Source organism: Gemmatimonadota bacterium, assembly GCA_009838645.1.
Taxonomy (GTDB): domain Bacteria; phylum JAAXHH01; class JAAXHH01; order JAAXHH01; family JAAXHH01; genus JAAXHH01.
This window is the reverse complement of sequence record VXRC01000024.1, coordinates 1-24943: the sequence shown is the minus strand read 5'-3', so window position 1 is coordinate 24943 and position 24943 is coordinate 1. Positions and strand designations below refer to the sequence as shown.

The 24943-nt window shown below is 61.0% G+C and carries 14 protein-coding genes; 4 read left to right on the top strand and 10 right to left on the bottom strand.

Annotated elements, in window-relative coordinates; translation table 11 throughout:
• Nucleotides 1–5: 5 nt before the first annotated feature.
• Entirely contained in the window at nt 6–2768 is a 2763-nt protein-coding gene (locus F4Y38_06480) for an altronate dehydratase (protein ID MXY48935.1), read from the bottom strand.
• 258 nt (nt 2769–3026) lie between these two features.
• On the opposite strand from F4Y38_06480, the gene F4Y38_06475 reads away from it, so the two are divergent.
• A complete protein-coding gene (locus F4Y38_06475) occupies nt 3027–4616 on the top strand; it encodes a carboxypeptidase regulatory-like domain-containing protein (protein ID MXY48934.1) in 1590 nt (529 codons plus the stop codon).
• A 29-nt stretch (nt 4617–4645) separates the two neighbouring features.
• Here the strand turns inward: F4Y38_06475 and F4Y38_06470 are convergent, their stop codons facing one another.
• From F4Y38_06470 to F4Y38_06455, 4 genes are all read right to left on the bottom strand, one after another.
• Nucleotides 4646–5722 (bottom strand): hypothetical protein, encoded by a 1077-nt coding sequence (locus F4Y38_06470; protein ID MXY48933.1) that lies wholly within the window; start codon nt 5720–5722, stop codon nt 4646–4648.
• A 146-nt stretch (nt 5723–5868) separates the two neighbouring features.
• Nucleotides 5869–6819, bottom strand: a complete 951-nt coding sequence (locus F4Y38_06465; protein ID MXY48932.1) for a type I pantothenate kinase — start codon at nt 6817–6819, stop codon at nt 5869–5871.
• Between the two features lie 57 nt (nt 6820–6876).
• A complete protein-coding gene (gene menC / locus F4Y38_06460; protein ID MXY48931.1) occupies nt 6877–7992 on the bottom strand; it encodes an o-succinylbenzoate synthase in 1116 nt (371 codons plus the stop codon).
• A 7-nt stretch (nt 7993–7999) separates the two neighbouring features.
• Nucleotides 8000–9211 carry a UPF0261 family protein gene (locus F4Y38_06455; protein ID MXY48930.1) on the bottom strand — a complete coding sequence of 404 codons (1212 nt, stop codon included), beginning with the start codon at nt 9209–9211 and terminating at the stop codon, nt 8000–8002.
• Nucleotides 9212–9327: 116 nt separating this feature from the next.
• On the opposite strand from F4Y38_06455, the gene F4Y38_06450 reads away from it, so the two are divergent.
• Both F4Y38_06450 and F4Y38_06445 read left to right on the top strand, forming a co-directional pair.
• On the top strand, nt 9328–9579 hold the full coding sequence (locus F4Y38_06450) for a HigA family addiction module antidote protein (GenBank protein MXY48929.1): 252 nt from the start codon (nt 9328–9330) through the stop codon (nt 9577–9579).
• A 376-nt stretch (nt 9580–9955) separates the two neighbouring features.
• Entirely contained in the window at nt 9956–10978 is a 1023-nt protein-coding gene (locus F4Y38_06445; protein ID MXY48928.1) for a flippase-like domain-containing protein, read from the top strand.
• A gap of 196 nt (nt 10979–11174) precedes the next feature.
• On the opposite strand, the gene F4Y38_06440 is transcribed toward F4Y38_06445, so the two are convergent.
• The 5 genes from F4Y38_06440 to F4Y38_06420 form a co-directional block, all read right to left on the bottom strand.
• On the bottom strand, nt 11175–13982 hold the full coding sequence (locus F4Y38_06440; GenBank protein ID MXY48927.1) for a vitamin B12-dependent ribonucleotide reductase: 2808 nt from the start codon (nt 13980–13982) through the stop codon (nt 11175–11177).
• A gap of 114 nt (nt 13983–14096) precedes the next feature.
• Entirely contained in the window at nt 14097–14588 is a 492-nt protein-coding gene (nrdR, locus tag F4Y38_06435) for a transcriptional repressor NrdR (protein MXY48926.1), read from the bottom strand.
• A 929-nt stretch (nt 14589–15517) separates the two neighbouring features.
• On the bottom strand, nt 15518–17971 hold the full coding sequence (locus F4Y38_06430; GenBank protein MXY48925.1) for an FtsX-like permease family protein: 2454 nt from the start codon (nt 17969–17971) through the stop codon (nt 15518–15520).
• 100 nt (nt 17972–18071) lie between these two features.
• Nucleotides 18072–20528 (bottom strand): FtsX-like permease family protein, encoded by a 2457-nt coding sequence (locus F4Y38_06425; GenBank protein ID MXY48924.1) that lies wholly within the window; start codon nt 20526–20528, stop codon nt 18072–18074.
• A gap of 28 nt (nt 20529–20556) precedes the next feature.
• Entirely contained in the window at nt 20557–22986 is a 2430-nt protein-coding gene (locus tag F4Y38_06420; protein MXY48923.1) for an FtsX-like permease family protein, read from the bottom strand.
• 200 nt (nt 22987–23186) lie between these two features.
• On the opposite strand from F4Y38_06420, the gene F4Y38_06415 reads away from it, so the two are divergent.
• Nucleotides 23187–24521: a replication-associated recombination protein A gene (locus F4Y38_06415; protein ID MXY48922.1), complete on the top strand. Its 1335-nt coding sequence runs from the start codon at nt 23187–23189 to the stop codon at nt 24519–24521.
• Nucleotides 24522–24943 lie beyond the last annotated feature (422 nt).

The following is a 24943-nucleotide window of genomic DNA, read 5'->3' as shown; positions in this document are numbered from 1 at the left end:
TCGCATCACACCGAGACGCCGAGTAATCCGCGCGTTATCTGGAAATCCGTGTTGCCGACGACCACGGTCCGCGGCGCATGCCTCCCGGCGGCCGTATTCCGGATCAGGTCCAGCACGGCCTGGCACCGATTCAACGGTTCCCCGGTCAGGATGAGATCCACGTCTTCACGGAAAGGGCTGGCCAGGTCGTCCGCGGCGACCTGCAGCACCGGGATCATGGGATGGCCGGGCAGGGGGGGGCCGCCGACGCCGGCGACGACCAGCTCCACGCCGGCCGCGCCCAGCCCGGTCAGGGTCTCTACCCAGTGGGCTGTCTGCGTCTCCATGACGTGAAGCCCAGGTACCGAAGCGGGCTCTCCATAGGACAATGTCGGGGATATGGTTCCATCCTCCAGGCGCCGCATGAAAGCCGGGTATTCGAGCAGCGCGTCGTTGTCCGGCACGACGACCGTGCCGCCCGCGTCTACGACATCGAAGATCAACTTAAAAAACGTTTCGGAAACGTCATCGGAAACCGGACCGGCCGTGGTAGCCGGACACAAGATCGTAGCCGGACCGGCCGTGGCAGCCAAACCTACCGTGGCCACCCCCAACCTGAGGGTAGACAGGCCGGCTTCGACGGCGACCGGACCCGCGCACTCGTCCAGGGTCCCGTTAAACCATTGCTCTATGCGATCGATGACCTTCTCGATGCCGCCGTCGAGCTGCACGCTGGCCCAGCCGAAACTAGCGGGATCCAGGCCGCGGTCGACCAGTTGCTGGCGGTAGAAATCGTTGTGCGTGCGTTCGCATCCGTGTTCCAGGAGCAGGGCGGCCGCCGTCATCGGGTGGGTCAGGTAGCCGGCCATGGTGCGGATGTACATTTCCTCCGAGACGCCGCCCGAAACTCCGCATCCCTCGGTGTGTACCAGGGCGACGAAACGGGATAGGCCGGCGCCTTGCCCCACGCCTTTTTCGCTCAACCGTTCCGCGGCTATGCGGGCGATCTGGCCGGAGCACAGGCTGGTGGGAAGTATGAGGCCGATCCGTTCTGTGGCGCGCAATCCGTTCGATTCGAACACGGGCAAGCTGAAAGCCGGCGGGGGCGTCGATTCCCCGTTCGACCGGACCTCCAGCGGCCTGCCCGCCGGCACGGGACGTTCGCGCAGGTCCTGCAGCCGGCTTCCGTCGGTCTGCCGCCAGTCGCGCCAGATCTGGGTCTGGCTGTGGCCCGCCCGCTCGCCGCGGGTCAACTCGCCCGACGCCGCTCGCAGCGTCAGATCGAGCGTCTGCCCGCCAAGTTCTTCCATGGACACGCCGTCCAGGTAGGCACCGGCGTTCACGTCCATTTCACCCGAAAGCATCTCGTACCGCTTCGTGGTCGTCACGAACTTGATCGTCGGCACGAAGGGGAAGTTGGTGATGGATCCATTCCCGGTTATGAAGAAGATGAGATTGCCGCCGGAGGCCACTTGCCCCGCGATGGCTTCCAGGTCGTTGCCCGGACTGTCCATGAAGTAGTACCCCGGATCCTTCATCGGAACCGCGTAATCGATGGCGTAGTCGAGGCGTACGTCGGGATGTCGCTTCCGGGCCGCGCCGATGGACTTGAGCACGATATTGTAGATTCCCCGCAGCTTGTTGCCGCCGGACGGATTGGCGTCCACCGACTGGCCGTGCCACGCCGTGCGTTCCTGAAACCGCTCGATCATATGGAGGAAAGTTCGGGCCGTCTCGATGTCCCGCACGTTGTCCAGTACGTAGGGCTCGCCGCCGATGAGCTCGTCCGTCTCCGCGAGATTGGCCTTCCCGCCGAAGCGTATGATCTCCCGGGCCACGAGTGCGGCCAGGGGATTGCCCGATATGCCCGAAAAGGAATCGGAACCACCGCATTGAAGCACGATGTTGAGATGAGACGCGGAAGCCGGTTTCCGCGAAACTCGGTTGACCGTCTCGAACCATCCGGTGACGATCCCCGCGCAGCGCTCCAGGTCCTCTTCGAACCCGCCCTTGAGCGTCTCGAACCGGTGGGGAACATCGTTCAATGGATAGCGGTTGAGCCGCATGTAGTTTTCGAGCATCCTGTCCGAGACGAACTCGGTGCCGCGGTCCACCGCAAGCACCGCCCCGACGTTGGAATGGACCATGAAACCCGCCAGTGTCCGCAGCACCAGTTCCCGGTTGTTGGGATCCACGCCCGAGCCGCCCTCGGTATGGGCTACCGCCACCACCCCGTCGATGTTCGGGTACCGATCCACCTGGCCCTTCAGCAGCGATTCCAGGCGCCGCACGAAACCCGTCGACTGCGACGTAATGCCCAGCAGAATGATATAGTTTCGGGTCCCGACACCTCGCGCCGGACCGCGGTCGAAACCGTCGAACTCCGGCGGACGGTTACTGAGCGGTACCTGCTCGCCTGCTTTGAAGGTGGATTCGTCCAGTTCGTAGGGCACTACGCGGTCTTCGAAATTGGGCTGGTCCGGGAGGGCGAAATCGACTTTTCGGACGCGGAGCGCGTCGAGGATGTCCGGGTTGCAGAGGTAGTCGCCGGGCGCGATGTCCCGGGTCGCCCGGCCGAAGGGCAGACCCCAGGACAGGACGAACTCCCCGGCGGGTATGGGCTGGACGGCGAACCGGTGCCCTTCCAGCAAGGTATGGGCGAGGGAGAAGGACGCGCCGGCGTCGTCTCTCACGTCCGTTCCCGCTTCCAGACGCCGGGAGACGATGGCCACGTTGTCGCCGGGTTCGGCCAGGCGCGCGATATCTTTGAACCGGCAGGCAGGCACGATGCCAGGGTCCTTGTCGAATAGAAAACGTACGAGGGATTCGGCTCACTACACGGACTGCCAAGGTAACATCCGCCCCGATTCCGTGTCAAAGGTAATTCGGCGGTTGCGGTGTGACTCGCCGGTACGGTTGACGGCGATGAAGTTCGGTGTACATTGTCTTCCGGGTCTGGTCCTCAGCACAACCAGACACCATGCAAGCCCGCAATGCTCACAACGGCCGGAAACCGTGCCGGAACATCCGCCAACCGGAGGTCCAAGATGCTTGTAGGGTACGTCAGCGACGAACGCTACGTCGCCATTCCCGATGTCCTGCTGGAATTCGAAGCCGATGGAGCGTCCATCGAGGCGCGCTCCCGGGCCACGGGGTCGGTCTACGCGGACGTGAAGCCAGGCCGGGAGTACAGGGTCACGCTGGCAGGCCCGGATTTCGGGTACAAGAGCGTGTACATGACCCCGCGCGATGGGGAGCCGTACCATTTCCGGCTGCTGCGGGACAGCCTGCTGGGGTACATGTGGCCCAAGTGGGTCCGGTCCGGGGAGAAATCGGAGTTCCGCGTGCACGCGGTGGAGGCTTACCAGCTCGAATTGTACCGCTACGGATGGAAGAAGGAGTTCGTGCGGAACATCGGCTGGTACGACGAACACGGCCCCCGCGCCACCATGCAGATCACGCCCGACGGCGACTATACCCGGACCGGGGTGCGGTGGAATACCCAGGGCTATACGAACCCCGCCCACAAACAGTACATCGAGGCGCCGGAACGGTCCGGCCTGTACTACCTCCACGCGTCCACGGAGGTGGGCGGTTTTTTCTCCTTCCCCTGGATCGTCGCGCCCGCCGCGCCGACGACCGGCGTCGCCGTACTGGCCGCCAACATCAACTGGAACGCCTACAACAACTTCGGGGGCCGCAGCAACTACATCCACACCGATGCCTTTCCCCCGACCCCCACGGTCAACGCACGGTACGACCTGAAGCGGTATACCGATTCGAAGCACCGGATGTACAGCGCCGACGACTACGCGCCGCTCTCCTTCGACCGGCCGGAACCCATCAATCATATCCCAGCGGACACGGAAGCCACCGACATGATCCGGGGCCGCGCGGCCTGTCATGTGGCGCCCGCCGAGTGGCGGTTCCTGGCCTGGATGGAACGGGAGGGATTCGGCTACGACCTCTACGCCGAGACTCAGTTTCACGACGGCACGCTGCCCCTGGACGGGTACAGGGTGCTTATCACCACCACCCATCCGGAATACTGGTCGCGGGACATGTACTACCAGCTCAAGGACTGGGTGTTCGAATCCGGCGGCCGGCTCATGTACCTGGGCGGCAACGGCCTGAACTGTGAGGTCGAGTTCGTCGACGAATACACGATGAAGGTCAGGAACGGCAACATCGATTCGCTCGACCGGCCAGGGGAGGGCATCGAAAGCCGCTTCAACATCTACAACGAATCCGAGGCCAACCTTCTCGGTGTGGCCTTCACCCGCACGGGGATCATGACCAGCGCGCCCTACCGCGTGGTCGACGCGGGTCACTGGGTCTTCGAGGGTACCGGCGTCGCGGTGGGAGACATCTTCGGCGAAGCGAGCCTGCACGAACGGGTACCCGGAGGGGCGTCGGGACACGAAACGGACAAGATCACACGGAACTCGCCCAAGAACACTCACCTGCTTGCCAAGGGAACCAACGTAGACGACGGCGGGGCCGAAATGGTCGTCCATGAGACGGACAGCGGAGGGATGGTTTTCTCTGCGGGATCGATCACCTACCCCTCGTCGATCCTCGTGGACGACGTGGTGTCCAGGGTCACGTCCAACGTGCTGAAACGGTTTCTGCGGTGACGATCGATGTGGAGGGGTGGTTCCAGACGCTAAGATTTTGTTGCCTCTAAGTATGCTGATTTCAATGCATCCAATAGAGCTGATGAGATTTCATTAACGACATTGCCATGGCCGATTTTTAAGCCCGCTGCTTTTTCCACTGCTTCAATCGAGTTTGGTGCTCGCCTCTCAAAAACTCCACGCCAAAACGAAATGTATGGTTTTTTGTTATCGTTCCAGATCGTGATGAGTCCAGCATTTTCCGTTGCAAGTCTAGGCAGTAGCGTAAATCTGCTTTTATTCACACCTGTAGCCGTATACAGGTTTACTCCCTGGATTTTCTCAATCTCTATCGCCCAATCCACAAGCTGATTAAACACCTCTCGAATTTCACCTTCGATATCAGAAAACGAAGCAATAAAAGCGTCTGGACCATCAGACTTTCTTGCTTTAGATGCTCTCTTAGTTGACAGCCCACTCACAGAATCCGACGTCAAACTGAGATCTGGTGATATTCGTTGCGGCATTGCGACTTCCGTACCATTTACGTAGTAAATCCGGAATGTAATTAGATCTATAGTAAGTGACTGCTTCGTAACGGAATCGAGATATGCGATTACACGTTCCAATTCTTCAGACGAATCGTCCATTATAAGTACGAGCCTGAACATGCCGTTGGTCAGATACTCCTGCAGCGAAGTCTCAAAAGTATCGGAGTCAATCTCATCTTCCTGGTCCTGTGTCATTACCATGCCTAGAATAGAATCTTGTTCCCGGTCAGACAGCGATTTGCTCAATGGCCCTTTTGCCAGAGATTCGACATCGAATCCCTGAAGAAACGCCGCATACGAAATCACCTGCGCCACAATCGCCCGTTTGGCTTCAGAACTCCTGGCAAGCTTTACTTCGGCAATGACTGGGCGACCGGATGCCTCTACCGCCAACAAATCGGCATATCCACTACCCAGCTGCACTTCTCGACCAAGCACAAAAAGACGAGGAGAACCAGCTAAGGGTAACATTCCAATGTTCTCCTCAACAAGGTCATGAAGTTCTTTCTCGCGTTCGAAATCCCTTGAAGAAGCAGCTCGCCATTTACCATCGATCTTCGTCCAAATACCGCTCATAAGTCTCCTTCGCTCAGAAGAAAGTTCTAATCTAGACTTCTGAGTAGTTATCCAATAACTTTATTAATTACAATGTTTTGTGTGCTGGATTCTGCTGGATTCCAGTTGCACCTGATGTCCCAGCGCTGATCACGAAACCCACCTGGCTACAACTTTCGCTGGTACACCCCTGTCACCCGGTGGTTCGTGCCCTTTTCCAGGATCAGGTCCGCCCGTTCGCGCGTCGGGATGATGTTCTCGCGCAGATTCACCAGGTTGATGTCCCGCCAGATCCCCCGGGCCGTTTCCACTGCCTCTTCCGTGCTCAACCCCGCATAGTGATGGAAGTAGGATTCTGGGTTCCGGAACGCGGTGTCCCGCAGCCTGAGGAAGCGATCGACGTACCACTGCTCCAGGTCGTGTTCCTCCGCCTCCACGTAGATCGAGAAATCGATGAAATCGGAGACGAAGACGCGGGGCGACGCGTCGCCGGTCAGGTGATGGCCGGTCTGCAGGATGTTCAGCCCCTCCAGGATGATGATGTCCGGCTGCGTGATCGTCTTTTCGACGCCCGGCACGATATCGTAGATCAGGTGCCGGTACACCGGAACGGTAACCGATTCGCGGCCCGACTTCACGTCCGCCATCGTCCGCACCAGGCGCCGGAGATCGTAGCTTTCCGGAAAACCCTTCCGCTGCATGAGCCCCCTTTCCTCCAGGACCCGGTTGGGGAACAGGAATCCGTCCGTCGTGACCAGGTCCACCCGGGGATGGTTCGGCCAGCGGCTCAGCAGGGCCTGCAGGATTCGGGCCGTCGTACTCTTGCCCACCGCCACGCTGCCGCCGATGCCGATGACGTAGGGCACTTTAGCGGCCGGCTTGCCGAGGAAAGTATCCATCACCCGATAGAGGTGCTGGGCTGCGCCCACATGCAGGTTGAGGAACCGGGACATGGGCAGGTACACCTCGGCGACCTCTTCGAGGGAGACCATCTCGTTGATGCCGTGCAGTTCCTGCAGGTCTTCTTCCGACAGCGTCAGCGGCGTCGCGGCGCGCAGTTGCGACCACTCCTCGCGGGACATGTGGTTGAAGGGGGAAAGGGATGAAGATGGGGACATGGGTGTCGTTCCGTCGTGTGCTTCGGGCCTGTTGAGACCGGCGCGCTCAGGTCGCATTCAAGATACGTCTATCACGGCACTGTCGATCGTTTGATGTTCGAGCAGTTCGGGCACGGGTTCCGCGCCGGCACCGGGCGTATCGCTTAAGACCATCTGCGACGGGCCCGAGAGTTCCAATTGCGGCGCGCTCAGGTCCCGTTTGTAGAACCGCGTGCTCGGGAAGACATCCGACGGGTATTTCATATTGGGCAGCGTCGCCAGCGCCTTGCAGAACGACGCGCCGAGGGCCGATTCCAGCATGCCGCCCGTCCAGCAGGGGACGCCTTCCTCCTCGCAGACCCGGTTCGTCTCCAGTGCCTGGGTCAACCCGCCGACTCTCGCGGGCTTGATGTTGATCCAACGGGCTGCGCCGATCCGGATCGCCTTGAGGGCCTTAGCCGGGGACGTGATGCTCTCGTCCAGGCAGACCGGCGTATCGATCTGACGTTGCAGTTCGGCGTGGTCGACCAGGTCGTCCCGCATCAGGGGCTGCTCGATCATAGCCAGGTTGTACCGGTCCAGTTTCCTGAACATGGGCAGGTCGTCCAGCGTGTATCCGCTGTTGCAGTCGATATGGAAGACCGGGTCCGGAAAAGCCGAACGGACCGCGGCGATCATGTCGAGGTCCCACCCCCGGCTGTACTTCAGCTTGATCCGCTTGAACCCCGCCTCCACGGCCTGCTCGATATTGCCAAGCAGCATGTCGATGCTGTCCTGCACCCCGAAGTCGGCCCCGACATCGATGACAGGGCTCTTGCCGCCGATCACTCGCCAGAGCGGCTTGCCCTCCAGCCGGGCGTGCAGGTCCCACCAGGCCGCGTCCAGGCCGCCCTTGGCGAAGAAGTTGCCGGCAACCCAGCTGCACACCTCGTGAAGGTCCCGGCCGCTGTCGATCCGCTTTCCGACCAGCAGGGGGGCGAGGAGGTCCCGGGTCACGGCGAAGACGCCGGCCGTGTATTCCGGGCTGTAGGTCGGCTTCGCGAGCGGGGTGGTCTCTCCCCAGCCCACGGCTTCGCCGGCGTGCATCTTCACGAGGACGCTTTCGATGACGTCGTCGCTGCCGTAGGCCGTGCGCCACGGGTAGATCAGGGGCATGGCGACGTGGTAGAGCTCGACCGCGTCGATGACGGGCATGGCGGCCTTACCTTCTCAGATCGGACAGCAACCTACCGGTGACCGCTTTGGCGAAGGCCGGATCGTTGATGTTGCAGTCCATTTCCGTCACCGTCACGTTGGCGGACACGTTCGACTTGATGGCGTCGTAAAGCGCCTGGTCGGCCTCGGGCCACCAGAACTCGTTCCCCGGACTGTCGAGAATGGACACGCCCTTCAGGGGCAGAAAGATCGACACCGGTCCGCTGGACGCGTTGGCCTTCTCCGCGATGATCTCACCCAGTCGGGCGTTCTCCTCTACGTTGGTCCGCATCAGCGTGATGTTCGGGTTCCACTTGTGCAGCCTGCGGTCTTGGTACTTCTCCGGCACCGTGTCCGGCGCCCAGAAGTTCACCATGTCCAGGCAGCCCGGCACGATAACCTGGGGGATGCCCGCCCTGCCGGCCGCGTCCATGCGCTCGGGGCCTGCGGTCAGCACGCCTCCGGCCAGTTCGTCGGCCCACTCCGTAGTGGTGATGTCGAGCACGCCCTCGATCAGGCCCTCGTCGATCAGCCCCTCCATGGTCCGCCCGCCAGCGCCGGTGCAGTGGAAGACCAGCACCTCGTAACCCGCCTCCTCCATGATGGTCCGGGCCTGGTCCACGGCTTCGGTGGTATTGCCGAACATGCTGGCGCTAACGAGCGGCCTGTCTTCCGCCGCTTCCTGCACCTCGGTCTCCACCATGCCCACGATCGCGCCCGCGGCATTGGCGAAGATCCTGCGGCTGATGCGGTTGATGCCGGCCACGTCCACGACGGAGGGGATCATCGACACGTCCTTGATCCCCACATAGTTGGTCGTGTCGCCCGCGGCCACGGTGGACACCATCACCTTGGGCACGCCCACGGGCAGTGCCCGCATGGCGCTCGTCCCCACCGCGGTGCCGGCCGATCCGCCCATGCTAATGATCCCGTCGAACCCGCCGGCTTCATAAAGGCCCTGCACGATCTCCGCGACACCGGCCGCCATGGCGTCGATGGCCTCTCCCCGGTCGCCGCGCTTTTTCAACGCGTCGATCGTCGTGCCGGCGGCTTCGGCGACCTGTTCCCGGGACACGTCCGCTTCGACGGTTGAATCACCGATGACGCCCGTATCGATAACCAGCGTCCCGTGACCCCGCCGCTCGATCTCGCTTTTGACGAAGGCGAACTCATCGCCCTTGGTATCCAGCGCACCTACGATGGCTATGGTTTTTGGCATGGAGTCACCTCTAAAGTCTGTTTTCGAGTGCCGATTCAAACGAACTTATTCCGACTAATCAAGTTACAAGTGTGCGTAACTATTGTACATATCTTTATACCAAAGGAGGGAGGGAGATGTCAGAGGGTAAAAACCAGTACCGGCCGGACTACGTAGTGTCGCCAGGATTGGTCCTGGAAGAGAGATTGGACGCACATGGTCTCACACACGCTGAATTCGCTCGCAGGTGCAATTGCTCACCGCAGCTCATTAGTGATATAATCGCGGGGAAGGTTTCGATTGTACCGGAGACCGCTTTACAATTCGAACTGGTGTTAGGCGTTGATGCCAGGATCTGGCTGGGAATTGAGGCTGATTATCGTCCTTAAACTGCCGTAATCAGCGTAGGTCTCTGGCGCGTGATCGTCATTGAATTCAGTTGAAGATCCTGTCAAACGAAAGCTAATCCTTAGTCGCGTCGAGAATCTACCTCAAGGCCTGATACCTTGACGGCGGTCCCTGGATCTCCTATACTCCACCGGATGCTTCGAAGAGTCCCTCCCTGCCCATCCTGCGGAGGACAACTGCGCCACGTCCGGGGCGCCCGGTTTAGCTGCGCGTCCTGCCGGGAAGATTACGGCCTGTTCCGAAAACGCGCTCCGTACACGGGCTTGCATTGCGTCCGGCTACAGTCGCCGGCCCAGGTCAGACAGGCCGAGGAGGAGCCGTAGCGGGAACCGGGCACAACGGTTACCCACGTTCAAAATGAACCTGCTCAAGAAGGCCTGGGGATGGCTCCGGTGGCTGGTCGCACTGGGCATCCTCGCCTACCTGATCTATCTCTACCGCGAACAGTACGCCGATTTCATCCGCCGCGAAATCGACTTCACCTTCCTGGGCATCGGCGTCGTGCTGGCCACGACGGCGACCGTGCTGGCCTTTTTCCGCTGGTACCTTCTCGCCCGGGGCCAGAAGCTGGTGCTGGGATTCCGCGAAGCCGTCCGCCTGGGTTTCGTCAGCAACCTGTTCAACTACCTCGCGCCCGGGACCGCGGGCGGCGACATCGTCCGCGCCGTGGGCATCGCGCGGCGCCAGAAGTCGAGGCGGACCGTCGCCGCGGCCACGGTGCTGCTCGACCGGCTGATCGGCATGCTGGCGCTGCTGATCGTCGGATCGGCGGCCGCGCTGCTGAACCAGGACCTCTGGCATCACCGGGAGATCATGATCGCCGTCCTGGTCTTCTGGGGCGGTGCCTTGGCCGGATTGATCTGCGTGGCGGTTTCCCTCCGTTTCCGGCTGCTGAACTGGACCTTCTTCCAGCGGCTTACCCGTCTCCGGTTCGTCGGGCCATTCTTCGCCGAACTGGCGGGCAGCCTGGAACTCTACCAGACGCGCCGCAGCGCGCTGACCGAGGCGCTGCTCATCGGCCTGGCCGGCCAGGTCTTCATGCTTTCGGCCTTCTACTGCTGCGCGATGGCGCTCCTGCCCGGGCCGGCCGCGCCGGATTACTGGGCCCACCTCATGCTGATCCCCGCGGCCGAAATCATCGGCACTTTCGCACCGGTGCCGGGGGGCGTCGGCGCGCTGGAAGGCGCGGTCATCTACATCTACCACCTCGTCAGCACGACCGCCGATGGATCGGTTCCGGGTACGGTCGCCCAGGCCACGGGACTGGCCGCCGCCCTGACTTACCGCATCGTGCGGGTCACCGTCGCCGCCGTGGGCGCCCTGTACTACATGGTTACGGATAGAAAATGGAAGGAAAGGCTGGGGCTGGAAGAGGCCTGACCGAAGGAGCCCTGGCAGGAATGGGCCCGGCCTGACCGGACCTGACCGTACGGGCACGGAGAAGGTGCCGGGTCTCCCCTGCGTATCCCCGCACCCGGTCAGGGCCGAACCCCGGGTACGATATTCCCCGGTGTTCGGCGGTCTTAGAGAGGTTGGATCACTGCGTCGGGCGTTCCGGCCGCCCGTTTCCACTGTCTCAAGAACACCCGCTCGTCGATCCACACTCACGACACACGTAGCACGAACCGTTGCGGGTCATCAGGCTGCCGCAGTCCGAGCAGGACGGGGCGTCGGCCTGGGCGGTATAGACTTCGTGCTCCTGGTTCTCCTGCGCGGTCATGGTCTGGTCCATGGCGTTCGAATGCATGGTGTTGTCCATGTCCTCGTCCGCCACGATCTCGGAATGACTGTCCTCGGGCAGGAACTTCACCGCGAGCCACCGGAAGATGTAATCGGTGATGGACTTGGCGATGGGCACGTCCCTGTTGCCCGTCATCCCCGCCGGTTCGAACCGCATGTGGCTGAACTTGCGGATGAGGCTTTCTAGGGGCACGCCGTACTGCAGCGACACGGAGATGGCCGTGGCGAAGGCGTCCATCATGCCGGACACCGTGCTGCCTTCCTTGGACATTCTCAGGAAGATCTCACCGGGCTGGCCGTCTTCGAAGAGTCCGACGGTCAGGTAGCCCTCGTGGCCGGCGATGCTGAACTTGTGCGTGACCGCCTGGCGCTCGTCCGGCAGCCGGCGGCGAACGGGCTGGACCTCGGCGGCCTCTTCCTTCTCCGACGCCCTGGTGCTGAGCGGCTGGGTGCGTTTCGACCCGTCGCGGTAGATGGCCAGGGCCTTGAGACCCAGTTCTCCGCCCTTCATGTACACGTTCATGACGTCTTCGACCGTCGCCTCGTTGGGCAGGTTGACCGTCTTGGATATGGCGCCCGAAATGAAGGGCTGCGCCGCGGCCATCATCTTCACGTGGCCCATGTGGTGGATGGAACGGCTTCCGTTTTCGGTCCGGAACGCGCAGTCGAAGACAGGCAGGTGTTCCTGGAGCAGGTGGGGAGCGCCCTCGATGGTCCCGTGTTCGTCGATGTAATGGACGATCCGCTCGATCTGCGGCTTGGAATAACCCAGCTTCTCCAGGGCGGAATACACGGTGCGGTTCACGATCTTCATCGTCCCGCCGCCCACCAGGCGCTTGTACTTGACCAGGGCGATGTCGGGCTCGATGCCCGTCGTGTCGCAGTCCATCATGAAGGCGATGGTCCCGGTTGGCGCGAGCACCGTGGCCTGGCTGTTCTTGTACCCGTGTTTCTTGCCATGGACCAGCGCATTGTCCCACGCGGTCCGCGCGGCATCGAGCAAGTTCTTGTCCACCATCTCCGCCTGGATGTCGTCCACGGCGTCCCGGTGCTTCTGCATGACCCGCAGCATGGGCTCGCTGTTGACATCGTAGCCGTCGAAGGTGCCCAGGTGCTCGGCGAGCTCCGAAGACCGGTAGTACCCCTGGCCGGTCATCAGCGCCGAGATAGCACCGGCGAAGGCGCGGCCCCCGTCGCTGTCGTAGGGCAGGCCCATGGCCATGAGCAGCGCGCCGAGATTGGCGTATCCCAGTCCCAGTTGCCGGAAGGCGCGGGCGTTCTCGCCGATCTTCTCCGTGGGATAGCTCGCGTTGTCGACGATGATGTCCTGCGCCATGATCATGATGTTGACCGTGTGGATGAAACCCACTACATCGAAGGTGCCTTCGTCGGTCAGGTACTTGAGCAGGTTGATCGAGGCCAGGTTGCACGCGCTGTTGTCCAGGTGCATGTACTCGGAACAGGGGTTGCTCGCGTTGATGCGGTCCGTGTTGGCACAGGTGTGCCAGTCATTGATGGTCGTGTCGTACTGCATGCCCGGGTCGCCGCACTGCCACGCGGCTTCTGCGATCCAGGACATGACGTCCTTCGCCTTCAGGCTTTCCACCGGCTTCTTCGTGGTGATCGACTGCAGCGTCCATTCTCCATCTTTCTCCACCGCGTCCAGAAAGTCGTCGGTCACGCGCACGGAGTTATTGGCGTTCTGGAACTGGATGGAACTCCACGCGTCGCCGTTCAGGGTCATGTCCCAGCCGGCGTCGCCGAGGGCGTAGGCTTTGCGCTCCTCGTTCGCCTTGCACCAGATGAACTCCACCACGTCGGGGTGGTCGATGTCCAGGACGACCATCTTGGCCGCTCTGCGGGTCTTGCCGCCCGACTTGATGGACCCGGCCACCGAATCGGCCGCCCGCATGAAGGAGACCGGTCCGGAGGCCTGGCCGCCCGAGGAGAGGATTTCCCTGGACGAGCGGATCCGGGACAGGTTCACGCCGGCGCCCGACCCGCCCTTGAAGATCATGCCTTCGACCTTGCACCACTCGAGGATGGACTCCATGGAGTCTTCCACCGAAAGAATGAAGCACGCCGAGCACTGGGGCGTGTCCTCGACGCCCACGTTGAACCACACCGGGCTGTTGAACGTGGCCCGCTGATTGAGGATGATCTGCTTCAGTTCGTTATGGAAGGCGTCGGCGTCTTCCTCCGAGGCGAAGTAACCCTGGGCGCGCCCCCAGCCCGCGATCGTGTCCGCCACGCGGTTGATCATGTGCTTGACGCTGTTCTCGCGCTTCGGGGTGCCGAGGGGCCCGCGGAAGTACTTGGACACGACAACGTTGGTGGCCAGCTGCGACCAGTCGGCCGGGATCTCCACGTCCTTCTGTTCGAAGACGACATCGCCGCCGTCCCCGGCGATGGTGGCCGTCCGCTTCTCCCATTCCACACCGGCGTAGGGATCATGGCCGGGATTGCTGTATAACCGCTCGACGGAAAGGCCGCCGGATGCGGCCGGCGCTTCGACGGGCGTGTCGACAGGCGCGTCAACGACCGACCCGTCTTCAACGGGCACGTCTGTGGTGGATTCCTCCGTGTCCTCTAACACGAGACCGGGATCATCCTTAATGTTTAAACCGAGTCTTTCAGTAGCCATACGTGCCCCCTAAAATCACTTTCTTCGATGTGTAACGTCGAAACGATGTGTTAATTGTGTCAACAAAAAATACCTGATCCTGCAAAGCGCAGACCAGGTACCCAAATACCTGAATCAGCCGTGATCGGGCTGTTCCTTGACGACCGCAGCCAGCTCCTGCTTCTCCAGTTGTTCGAGCTCTTCCGCGAACTCGCTCCTGTCCTTGAAATCCCGGTAGACAGAGGCGAAGCGCACATAGGCGACTTCATCGATCTTGCGCAGTTCACGGATGATGAATTCGCCGATCTTGTCGGAGGAGACCTCACGGTCGCTCAGGTTGCTCACGTGGTACACGACTCGGTCCACAAGCTCGTGTAGCTGATCGGCGGAAACCATGCGCTTCGTGCACGCCAGCTTCAAGCCCCGCAAAATCTTGCCGCGATCGAAGACCTCCCGCCGGCCATCGGATTTCACCACCATAAGTTCCTCTTCCTCGATCGCCTCGTAGGTGGTGAATCGCTTAGTGCAGGAAAGGCACTCGCGGCGGCGGCGGATCGTTCTACCGCTCTGGATGGTTCGGGAGTCTACAACGTGGCTGTTGAGCGTGCCACACGCAGGACATCGCATCTGCGGCGGATCTCCGATATTGGGTCTTTCGACAAGCTTCTTGTTAAAGTTAGAAACTCAATCTATTGGGGTAGTTGTCCAATACTGAAACAACATATAGTATCGATTGTATATTGCTAGTCTAAACATGTCAAGCACGAAAAATCAAATAAACGAACATTTAATGGAACTCTAATGCAACTTTGGTTTACGCTTAATCAAATAAAAAACGAGACTGTCGAAATGTGTCGTGACCATTATCTCTACAATGCATTCTTCGATCCTGATACATATGCAAATCCATTGATGGTATTTGCGAAAGCACTGAAACCCTATGCAAGACCTTATTCAAAACACGTTGCCAAACTGGCAAATCATAAACGACAACCCGACGGTTTTTTTGTTCGTCTTGCTCGTCGTTCCTGGTTTTATCATTGTATTCGTGAGATCGCAATTCATAACCGGTAGGATTCCGTCATACCCGGCTGGATTCCTATCGTATTTAACTACCTCTACTGTATATTGGGCGGTCTTGATTTTCCTGGTTGCCCCGATTGCGAGATATGCCTACACAGTTATGCAGTTGTACGGATTGTGGTGGGATGGATTTACTAACTGTTTTTACTTCATTAAGCGATATTTACATTCAACAGATATATAACATAGATGATCCCGGTAATTGGAAACCGATGGACCATGGGATACTCATTGCTGCAGATGAAATAAGTACAATTGAGTTTTGGCCAATAGCAAACTCGGAAGAGAGGACCAATGGGAAAGCCCAAGAACGCTAATTCTCGAAGAGACCTTTTAACGAGGGGTTACCGACCCAAGCCTTCTCCCCAAAGCTCCGGGAAGCCACGCAAAGCCCCAACTCCTCCCAACCAGGGCAGTGCGAGGAAAAGGCCGAGTAGCTAGGTATATAGCCGTCGCTGCCATCAGGAGCCCAGCTACTCCATCCGCAAAGACTCAACCAGGTTCGCAGCCGACGCCCTGACGGCCTGGAAACCCACGGTGATCAGGGCGATCGCCATGGCGAGGGCGCCGGCCAGGATGAAGGGGGACCAGCCCAGGTCGACGCGGTAGGCGAAACCTCCCAGCCAGGTGTTCATCGCGATGTAGGCGACGGGCCAGGCCACCACGATGGCTACGATCATAAGCCGGAAGTACTCTCGGGACAACAGCGCGGCGAGACTGGAGGCGGATGCGCCGACGACCTTGCGGACTCCGATCTCCTTCCTGCGCCTTTCCGCGGTGAAGGAGGACAGGCCGACCAGCCCGAGGCAGGCAATAGCCACGGCCAGCGCGGAGAAACTGATGAAGATCCTGCCGAACCGCTGTTCGGCATCATACAGGCGCGCGAAGGTGTCTTCGACGAAGAAATACTCGAATGCCCAATCAGGATTTACTTCATGCCATGCTTCCTCGATCGCCGAAAGCCCTTCCGACATGCGACCGGCATCGATTTTGATCATGGCGTAACCGCCCGGGTAGTTCGGAAACAGCACCAGCGGTTCGATGGGTTCGCGTAAGGCGGCATAGTGGAAATCCCTGACCACGCCTACGATCGACGGCCGCAATTCACCTCGCTCATCGGAATCCGTGATCAGTTCCTGCAGCCCTTCGATCTCCTTGCCCAACGCCTCGCCGGCGGATGCATAGCCAAGCCGGTCAACGGCCGCTTCGTTGACTACGACCGCACCCGTCGCCGTCCAGTCGCCGGGAAACGCGGAATTGAAATTGCGGCCCGCCACCAGTTCGATGCCGAAAATCCCGATGAAATCATCGTCCACCCAGGCCTGGTTCATATCGATCGTCGATGATTCGTCCTGTCCCTGTCTGCGCGCCTTGATCGGCGCCGCGGCGTTCTTGTGCCCGGGAAGAAGGAAATTCATCGAGACGTTCGTCACCGCTGGTATCTCCATAAGCCGTGCTTTGTAGACGCTGGATTTCACGACCACCGGCGCGAAGGTCTGAGGCACCGCGACGACCTGATCGGAATTGAGCCCCATGTTTCGCGCGCGGATGAAATCGAGCTGGCTGTAGACCACGCCGGTGCAGATGATCAGGGCGATCGAAATCACGAACTGTCCCACGACCAGGACTCGGCGGATCGTCACGTTTCCGGCGCCCGCGGAACGCAGGCCGCTCAGCGCGTGGACCGGTGCGAGTCCGGACAGGTAAATGGCCGGATAGCTGCCCGCGGCAAACCCCACCACGGCGCCGATCACCACGACGGCGCCCAGGGCGAACCAGGCGGTATCCGCGTTCAGGGACATGGATTTCCCCGTCAGCAGGTTGAACCATGGCAGACTCAGCACGGCAAGCAGGAGGGCAACGCAGACCGCAAGGCCGGTCATGATCATGGACTCGCTGATGAACTGCCGGATCACCTGGGCCCTGGCCGCGCCGAAGGTCTTTCTCAGGCCGATTTCCCCGGCCCTACCCACGGACCGCGCGGTGGCGAGGTTCATGAAGTTGATGCATGCGATGAGGATGATGAATACGGCGATGGCGCCGAAGAGATAGACGTACCGGATGTCGCTGTTCGGGGTCAGTTCCCGCTCTAAATGAGAGTGAAGATGTATATCCGTGACCGGCTGCAGCCTGAAGGTCAATGACGACGATACACCGTCGTATTGGTCGCCGACGTACTTCTCCACGAAGGCGGGCAGTTTGGCTTCCAGTTCATCCGGATCACTGCCCTCGCGAAGCAGGACGTAGCTGTACGACTTACGCCAGTCCCACACGTCGGCCGGATTGGGCGAGTAGTGCTCCTGGATCCGGAACGCCGCGAGTATGTCGAATCCGAGGTGCGTGTTGTCGGGCAGGTCCCGCATGACGCCGGTCACCTCGAAATGGAATGAACCTTCGGCATCCAGGATCTTGCCCATGGGGTTCTCATCGCCGAAGTATTTCTTCGCGATGGACTCCGACAGGACGACCTTGTCGATACCGGTCAGGGCCGTACGGGGATCGCCCACCAGGAGAGGAACATCGAAGACGTTGAAGACCGACGAGTCGGCCAGGTAGAAGTTTCGTTCGTAGAATCCCTTGTCCCCATACTTGATCATCCACGCGTTGCCAGGTGGATTGAAGCGCACCATATCTTCCACTTCGGGGAAGTCTTCGCGCATGAATTTGACCGTGGGCATCATGACTTCGGCGGTCCGTACGGTGCGCACGGTCCGCGCCGCCTGATCGCCGCCGCGCTCTTCCGAGATCACGCGGAAGATGCGGTCCGCTTTCTCATGGTACCGGTCGTAACTGAGCTCGTCGCGGATATACAGCAGGATGAGGAGGGCGCACGCGATCCCGAGGGCCAGGCTCATCACGTTGATAAACGCGTAGCCTTTCTGGCGGTTCAGGTGGCGGAAGGCCACCGTCAGGTAGATGCGGAACATGGCGCGCTCATTTTTTCAGATGGGCGATTGAACAGAATTCCGCGTACTGCCGCGTCCTGCGTCGCGTACTGCCACGTCCTGCGTAGGTATTTTACGCGCCCTACTCGGTCCGCAGGGACTCGACCGGATTGGCGGTGGCCGCCCGCACGGCCTGGTAACTCACCGTCAGGAGGGCGAGGGCGATGGCAAGCGCGCCGGCCAGAACGAAGGTCATCCCGTCCAGGTCGACACGGTACGCGAAATCGTCGAGCCAACGATTCATCGCGAAATAGGCGGCCGGCCAAGCGATTACGTTGGCCACGATCACGAGCCGGACGAATTCCCCCGACATCAACCCGGTCAGATTCGGCGTGGACGCGCCGAGGACCTTGCGCACTCCGATTTCCTTCGTGCGCCGTTCCGCGGTGTAGGAGGAGAGGCCCACGAGACCGAGGCAGGCGATAAACACGGCCAGTGCGGCGAAACTGACGAATATCCTGCCGAAGCGCTGCTCGGCTTCGTAGAGGCGCATGTAGGAATCTTCGACGAAAAAGTACTCGAAGGCGAAGTCTGGGTTTGTGTCGCGCCATGCTTCCTCGATCGCCGAAAGTCCTTCCGAAAGTTGGTTGGCGTTGATCTTGACGACCACGTGGCTGCCGTCGGATTCGGGAAAGAGTACCAGAGGTTCAATGGGTTCATGCAGCGAAGCGTAGTGGAAGTCTTTCACGACGCCGACGATACTGCGCGGTTCCGCGGTTTCCTCATCAAATCCGTGTCGCTCGTCAAACACCCAGTCAAACCGACCATCCAGGGCTTCCTTTGCGGATCCGTAACCCAGCCGGGAAACGGCGGCTTCGTTCAATACCGTCCCGCCGCCCGCTCCATACCAGTCGGCGACGTACGCGCGATCGAAGAATCTGCCGGCGGCCAGTTCCATGCCGAACGTATCGAAAAACATGTCGTCCGTCCAGGCCTGGTTCATTTCGATCTTGGCGTTATCACCTTCGCCCAATCTGCGCACAATGGCGGTGATCACGGCGTTCTTGTGAAAAGGCAGGATAAAGGTGGCCGTGGCATCCTCCACGTGCGGACTTTCCCGCACCCGCTGTCTATATAGTCGCGCCTTCTCAATGACCGGGGTAAACGTCAGCGGCACGGCGACGAGCCGCTTCGTTTCCATCCCCAGGTTCCGGTTTCGGAGGTAGTCGAGCTGGTCGTACACGACGCCTGTGCAGATGATCAGGGTGATCGAGATTGCGAATTGGCCCGCGACCAGCGTTCTGCGCATGCCCACGTTGCCGGCATCCCCGGACAACGCGCCCTTCAGGGTATCGATCGGAGCGAGTCCGGACAGGTATAGCGCGGGATAGCTTCCCGATATCAGCCCGACCACGACGCCGGTCACCGCCGCGGCGCCCAGGATGAACCATGCGGTATCCGCGGTCACGGATATGGATTTACCCGAGGCCAGATTGAACCACGGCAACCCGAACACAACCAGCAGCAGAGCGATGCACACCGCCATTCCGCTCATGATCAGGGATTCGCTCAGGAACTGACGCGTCACCTGACCCCTGCCCGCGCCGAAGACCTTTCTCAGGCCGATTTCCCGGGCCCTTCCCGCGGACCGTGCGGTTGCCAGGTTCATGAAGTTTATGCAGGCGATGAGGATGATGAACACGGCGATGGCGGCAAAGAGATACACGTACCTGATGTCGCTGTTCGGCGTCAGTTCCCGCTCGAGCCGGGAATGAAGACGGATGTTCGTCACGGGCTGCAGCCGGTAGGTCAGCGATGACGTTTCGCCGTCGTAGATATCGCCGACATACTTCTCCACAAAAGCGGGCAACCTGGCTTCCAGTGCGGCCGGATCGCTTCCCTCCCTGAGCAGGACATAGCTGTAAGACCTGCGCCAGCCCCAATCGTCGAGCGACTGCTCTGTAAACGCCTCCTGGATCCGGAAGGACGCGAGTATGTCGAATCCGAGGTGCGTATTGGACGGCAGGTCCGCCATGACGCCGGTCACCTCGAGATGAAAGGTACCTTCGGCGTCCAGGATCTTACCCATGGGGTCCTCGTCGCCGAAATACTTCAGGGCGACGGACTCGGACAACACCACCCCGTCGTTTCCGCTCAGCGCGGTACGGGGATTGCCGGCCAGAAGCGGGACGTCAAAGACATTAAAGACCGAAGAGTCGGCCAGGTAGAAGGACCGTTCGTAGAATCCTCTGTCGCCGTACTTGACCATCCAGGCGTTTACGGGAGGGTTGAAGCGCACCATGTCTTCCACCTCGGGGAAGTCTTCGCGCATGAGCCTGGCCGTGGGCGTCATGACTTCTGCAGTCCGCATGGACCGAATGGACCGGACAGCCGCGCCGCCCTGCCGTTCTTCGGAGATCACACGGTAGATGCGGTCCGCCTTGCCGTGATAACGGTCATAGCTCAACTCGTCCCGGATATAGAGCATGATGAGGAGGCAACACGCGATCCCGAGCGCCAGGCTCATCACGTTGATGAACGAATAACCCTTCTGGCGGTTCAGATGGCGGAAGGCCACCGTTAGGTAATTACGGAACATGGCGCGTCTACCCGGTATTTACCGCGTCCTACTCGGTCCGCAGGGACTCGACCGGATTGGCGGTGGCCGCTCGCACGGCCTGGAAGCCCACGGTGAGCAGGGCGATCGCCATCGCGAGGACGCCGGCGAGGATGAAGGTCGTCCAGCCCAGGTCGACGCGGTAGGCGAAGCCGCCCAACCAGCTGTTCATCGCGGCGTAGGCGACGGGCCAGGCCAGCACGTTGGCCACGATCACGAGGCGGACGAATTCGCTGGACAGCATCCCGAAGAGGTTGGGGATGGATGCGCCGAGGACCTTGCGCACCCCGATTTCCTTCGTGCGCCTTTCCGCGGTGAAGGAGGATAGGCCGAAGAGCCCCAGGCACGCGATGACTACGGCCAGCGCGGCGAAACTGACGAAGATCCTGCCGAACCGCTGTTCGGCGTCGTAGAGGCGCGCGAAGGTGTCTTCCACGAAGAAGTATTCGAAGGCGAAATCAGGATTCACCTCGTTCCACGTATCTTCGATAAAGGCGAGGGCTTCCATCAGGTTGCCGGAATCGATCTTGACCATCGCGTGACCGCCCTCGCGATCCGGGAAGAGCACCAGCGGCTCGATGGGCTCGTGCAATGACCTGAAATGGAAGTCCTTCATCACGCCGACGACCTCGCGCGGCACCGGTTTATCTTCCTCGTATCCAAGGCGGCGTTCATGAAGCCACAGAATCGTCTCGCCCACCGCTGCTTCAGCCGGATCGAATCCCAATCTCGCCGCGGCCGCTTCGTTCATGACCACTGCACCCGTGCCCGTCCAGTCACCGGGAAACGTGCGGTCGAAATACCGGCCCGCGACCAGTTCGATACCGAAGAGGTCGATGTAGTCCTCGTCGGTCCACGCCGCGTGCATGTCATATTTCGAAGCGAAGCTGTCTTCCGGCCTGCTCACCGAGAGGGGGATCACCGCGTTCTTGTGTCCGGGCAGGATATAGGCCAGCGTGGCTTTCACCACGTGCGGACTTTCCATGATGCGCGCCTTGAACACAGGAGACGTTTCCATGACCGGGAGAAAGGTCAACGGAACCGCGACGACCTGGTCCGTGTTCAGTCCCATGTTCTTCGCGCGGATGTACTCCACCTGGTTGAAGACGACGCCGGTACAGATGAGAAGGGCGATCGATATGGCGAACTGGCCCACGACCAGTATCCTGCGCATGCCCGCGTTGCTGGTTCCCAGCGAGCCCTTGAGGGTCTGGATAGGCGCGAGTCCCGACAGGTAGAGCGAGGGATAGCTGCCCGCGACAAAGCCGACGACGACGCCGATCGCCACCACGGCGCCGAGGGCGAACCATACTGTGTCCGCGTCCATCGCCAGGGACTTGCCGGTCAGCAGATTGAACCAGGGCAGGCTCACTATGGCGAGCACGAGGGCGACGCAGACCGCCAGTCCGCTCATGATCATGGACTCGCTGATGAACTGCCGCATCACCTGTCCCCGGCCGGCGCCGAAGACCTTGCGCAGTCCGATCTCCCTGGCGCGTCCCGCCGATCTCGCGGTGGCCAAGTTCATGAAGTTGATGCAGGCGATGACAATGATGAACACGGCGATGGCGGTGAAGAGATAGACGTATGCGATATCGCTGTTCGGGGTGATCTCCCGCTCGAGATGGGAATGGAGATGGATATCGGTAAGCGGCTGCAACCTGAGCGTCAGGGATTCTTCCTCGTTGCCGTACCGGTCGCCCAGGTACTTGTCCACGAAGGCGGGAAGCTTGGCTTCCAGTTCGGCGGGGTCGGTGCCCTCCCGCAGCAGGAGGTAGCTGTAGGACGCCCGCCAGCCGAACTCGTCGAGGGGCACTTCGGTGTAGGCTTCCTGGATCCGGAACGACGCGAGTATGTCGAATCCCAGATGCGAGTTCGAGGGCAGATCCTCCATGACGCCGGTCACCACCAGGTGAAAAGACCCTTCGGCATCCAGGATCTTCCCGATGGGATTCTCGTCGCCGAAGTACTTCCTCGCGATGGTCTCCGACAGCACGATCTTGTCGTTGCCGTCGAGCGCCGTCCGGGGATTGCCCGTCACCAGGGGCACATGGAAGACATTGAATACCGAACTGTCGGCCAGGTAGAAGTCGCGCTCGTAGAACCCTTTGTCGCCGTACTTGACCATCCAGGCGTTACCCGGGGGCACGAAGCGGACCATGTCCTCCACCTCGGGGAAATCGGCCCTGATGAACTTGGCGATCGGGATCAGTACGTCGGCGTTCAGCGAGACCTGGTCCCCCTGCCGGTGCTCGGCGGTCACGCGGTAGATGCGGTCCGCCTTGTCGTGGAACCGGTCATAGCTCAGTTCGTCGCGGATGAAGAGCACGATGAGGAGGCAGCACGCGATCCCGAGCGCCAGGCTCGTCACGTTGATGAGCGAATAGCCCTTCTGGCGGTTCAGGTGGCGGAGGGCCACGGTGAAGTAGTTGCGGAACATGGAATGCCTTGATTCGGTCTTTCGGCCAGTCGACGGGATAATAGATCAGGTTTCCGTTTTCTCACAATTCGGGATGCATCGGAACCTTATTCCCTTAACCCCGGCGGGGATACTTCTGTATAATAACGCCGAAAGGCCAAAACTACACGTATCTTTGCACCCCCGCGATCGTATTTACGCACCCCCGCGGACGTCCTGCCATGACCGATCTCTTTTCCGACCAGGCCGAAAAGCAACTGCAGCGGGAAGCGCCGCTGGCCTCCCGCATGCGGCCGGATTCTCTGGCGGGTTTCCTGGGCCAGCAGGGGCTGGTCGGCCGGGGACGCCTCCTGAACGAGTCCATCGAGCGGGACACGCCCTTCTCGATGATCCTGTGGGGACCGCCGGGATCGGGCAAGACCACCCTCGCCTTCATCATCGCCCGCTCCACGGATTCGCATTTCGTGGCGTTGAGCGCCGTGAGCGCCGGCGTGAAGGACCTCCACAAGGCGACCGCCGAGGCCCGTGACCGGCTGGGCATGCACGGCAAGCGGACCATCCTGTTCATCGACGAGATCCATCGCTTCAACAAGCTGCAGCAGGACGCCGTGCTGCCGACCGTGGAGAACGGCACGCTGACCCTCATCGGCGCGACCACGGAGAACCCGTCCTTCGAGGTCAACAACGCCCTGCTTTCCCGCTGCCGCGTACTCCGCCTGGAGCCCCTTTCGGAGGAGGACCTGCAGCGGATCGTCCGTAATGCGCTGGAGGACGAAACACACGGACTGGGCGGACGGAACATCGAGTTGGACGACGAGGCGGCCGCGCACCTGGCTTCCGTGGCCGGCGGCGACGCCAGGATCGCCCTGAATACCCTCGAAGTGGCGGCCATGACCACGCCGCGCGGCGACGGGAACCGGATCCGGCTGACCGTGAAGGAGATCGACGAAGCCCTGCAGCACCGGTCGCCGCAGTACGACAAGGGCGGGGACTGGCATTTCGACGCCATTTCGGCCCTGCACAAGAGCGTGCGGGACTCCGATCCGGACGGCGCCCTCTACTGGCTGGCCCGGATGCTCATCGCCGGAGACGATCCGCTCTACATCGCGCGGCGGATCATCCGCATGTCCGTGGAGGACATCGGACTGGCCGACCCCTTCGCCCTGACCCTTTCCACCTCGGCCCAGCAGGCCGTCCATTTCGTGGGCCAGCCCGAAGGCGACCTGATGCTCGCCCACGCGGTGGTTTACCTGGCCACCGCGCCGAAGAGCAACGCGGTCTACGCGGCCTTCTCGAAGGCGCGGCAGGACGCGGAGCAGACGAGCGACGAGCCCGTGCCCATGCATCTGCGCAACGCGCCTACACGGCTGATGAAGGAGATGGGCCACGGCAAGGGATACAAGTACGCCCACGACTACGACGGGGCGTCCGTGGACCAGGAGCATCTGCCCGAATCCATCAAAGGGCACCGCTACTACGAACCCACCGACCGGGGGCGCGAAGAGAAGATCCGCGTATGGATGGAGAAGATGCGGAAGATCAGGGACGGGGGCTGACTGGATTGCGCCGGCCGCGGACGTCGCGGAGGTCTGCGCCGATCCGTGCCGGGTTACGCTACGCGAAATCCGACCGATCGGTCCGCCCGGTCCGCCCGGTCCGCCCGGCCCTCGCACGCCCGGTACAACCTCTGTTACGCGATCGCCTTGCGGTAGCAGTAGTCGAAGAGCAGTTCCCACTCGCGCTGCTGGATGCCGCGGCAGAGATCGCCGGCCGCGACGCCGCCTACGTTGGCGCCTTCACACAGATCGATGAATGCGTTGGGATCCCAGGAAGTCTGGGACATGAGGTACGACGCCTCGTCGGGCAGATTGTCCGTACCGGAGGCGATGGTCGCCGCCTCGTCTCTCAGCTCGGTGTAGATATCGTGGTCGCCGACGCGGCCGAACCAGTACTTCCCGTTGGGATAGTCCGGTTCGCG

Bases quoted from the DNA above. Each gene is read 5' to 3' on its own strand.
- F4Y38_06475 (MXY48934.1), top strand. From the start codon at position 3,027: ATGCTTGTAGGGTACGTCAGCGACGAACGCTACGTCGCCATTCCCGAT.
- F4Y38_06470 (MXY48933.1), bottom strand. From the start codon at position 5,722: ATGAGCGGTATTTGGACGAAGATCGATGGTAAATGGCGAGCTGCTTCT.
- F4Y38_06465 (MXY48932.1), bottom strand. From the start codon at position 6,819: ATGTCCCCATCTTCATCCCTTTCCCCCTTCAACCACATGTCCCGCGAG.
- menC (MXY48931.1), bottom strand. From the start codon at position 7,992: ATGCCCGTCATCGACGCGGTCGAGCTCTACCACGTCGCCATGCCCCTG.
- F4Y38_06455 (MXY48930.1), bottom strand. From the start codon at position 9,211: ATGCCAAAAACCATAGCCATCGTAGGTGCGCTGGATACCAAGGGCGAT.
- F4Y38_06450 (MXY48929.1), top strand. From the start codon at position 9,328: ATGTCAGAGGGTAAAAACCAGTACCGGCCGGACTACGTAGTGTCGCCA.
- F4Y38_06445 (MXY48928.1), top strand. From the start codon at position 9,956: ATGAACCTGCTCAAGAAGGCCTGGGGATGGCTCCGGTGGCTGGTCGCA.
- F4Y38_06440 (MXY48927.1), bottom strand. From the start codon at position 13,982: ATGGCTACTGAAAGACTCGGTTTAAACATTAAGGATGATCCCGGTCTC.
- nrdR (MXY48926.1), bottom strand. From the start codon at position 14,588: ATGCGATGTCCTGCGTGTGGCACGCTCAACAGCCACGTTGTAGACTCC.
- F4Y38_06430 (MXY48925.1), bottom strand. From the start codon at position 17,971: ATGTTCCGCATCTACCTGACGGTGGCCTTCCGCCACCTGAACCGCCAG.
- F4Y38_06425 (MXY48924.1), bottom strand. From the start codon at position 20,528: ATGTTCCGTAATTACCTAACGGTGGCCTTCCGCCATCTGAACCGCCAG.
- F4Y38_06420 (MXY48923.1), bottom strand. From the start codon at position 22,986: ATGTTCCGCAACTACTTCACCGTGGCCCTCCGCCACCTGAACCGCCAG.
- F4Y38_06415 (MXY48922.1), top strand. From the start codon at position 23,187: ATGACCGATCTCTTTTCCGACCAGGCCGAAAAGCAACTGCAGCGGGAA.